The organism is Alkalihalophilus lindianensis, assembly GCF_032843265.1.
Lineage (GTDB): Bacteria > Bacillota > Bacilli > Bacillales > Bacillaceae_D > Alkalihalophilus > Alkalihalophilus lindianensis.
This window is the reverse complement of the sequence record NZ_JAWJBA010000305.1, coordinates 1-273: the sequence shown is the minus strand read 5'-3', so window position 1 is coordinate 273 and position 273 is coordinate 1. Positions and strand designations below refer to the sequence as shown.

1 protein-coding gene is annotated in these 273 nt (G+C 35.9%); it reads right to left on the bottom strand.

What is annotated here, in order from left to right; all coding sequences use genetic code 11:
* Positions 1-273, bottom strand: a 273-nt coding sequence (locus RYX56_RS22360) for a TnsD family Tn7-like transposition protein (protein WP_317124123.1), incomplete at both ends; no start/stop codon positions are given.

The window sequence follows — 273 nt, the reverse complement described above, 5'->3', positions numbered from 1 at the left end:
CTCATCTCTGAAGAAAGATATTTTTTAACCGTTTTCGAATCTACGTCAAGCATTTTTGCTAATGCCCTTGTACTGTAAGTACCTTCAGCTGCCAATTCGTGTAATTTGGACTTCCAGACGTCTCCAAACGCTTTTATACGTCCAATATGATATTTATCTTCAGATAATCTATCAGGACCTTTTCTAGCGTATATAAAGCCACAAGAGCATTCAAACGTACCTATAGGTGCTTTTGATTTAAAATCTCTCGTAACATTTACTTCTTGGATCATA